The organism is Rhodococcus sp. MurmanLake-1 (assembly GCF_056945715.1).
In genome coordinates this window covers 1-803 of the sequence record NZ_JBWZNF010000060.1, presented here as the reverse complement: position 1 = coordinate 803, position 803 = coordinate 1, and the positions used below count along the sequence as shown (strand labels likewise).

The following is an 803-nucleotide window of genomic DNA, read 5'->3' as shown; positions in this document are numbered from 1 at the left end:
ATCTACTACACTATCATGAATAATATTCATCACTTTCATTTATGTTTCACCCGATCTATCTCTTCACTACGTTTCGCACTATTCCACTTCGACATATCTCCTACAAGATAGCCTGTTATACGGCGAATTCTTTCTATATTAGCCTCATCTTCATTCCCGCAACTTGGACATTCATTCCCAATAACCCCGTGATAACTACAGCACTTACAACGGTCAACAGGATGATTAATTGAACCGTATCCAACGCCATGTTCTGCCATGGCTTGTACAATTTGTTTTAATGCCTTTTTGTTATGCATTGCTGCTCCGTCTAGTTCAATATACGTAATGTGTCCTCCATTACAGAGAGCATGGAACGGGCCTTCTAAACGGATTTTATTTATCGCTTGAATGTTATAATAAACTGGAATATGGAATGAATTCGTATAGTAATTATGGTTCGTTATACCGCTAATCACGCCAAATTCTTCTCTATCTTTTTTCACAAACTTCCCTGATAATCCTTCTGCTGGAGTTGCAATTACTGAGAAATTCAGTTGATGTTCTTCTGTCGCTTTATCCATTCTATCTCTCATAAAGGAAATAATTTCATACCCAAGTTTCCATGATTCTTCATCTTCCCCATGATGCTTTCCTGTTAAAGCTACTAAACATTCCGCAAGACCGATAAAACCAATACTTAACGTCCCTTGTTTTAAAATCGAGGCTACGGAGTCTTCAGGCTGCAACGTTTCTCCACCACGCCATACACCTTGTGAATATAAAAACTGAAAATCTCTTGCTCGCTTCGTACATTGATACGC

Annotated in this window: 1 protein-coding gene; it reads right to left on the bottom strand. The window is 38.5% G+C overall.

What is annotated here, in order from left to right; translation table 11 throughout:
* Window positions 1–35 precede the first annotated feature (35 nt).
* Window positions 36–803, bottom strand: a 768-nt coding sequence (gene nrdD / locus AC2ETI_RS32630; protein ID WP_483635049.1) for an anaerobic ribonucleoside-triphosphate reductase, incomplete at its 5' end; no start/stop codon positions are given.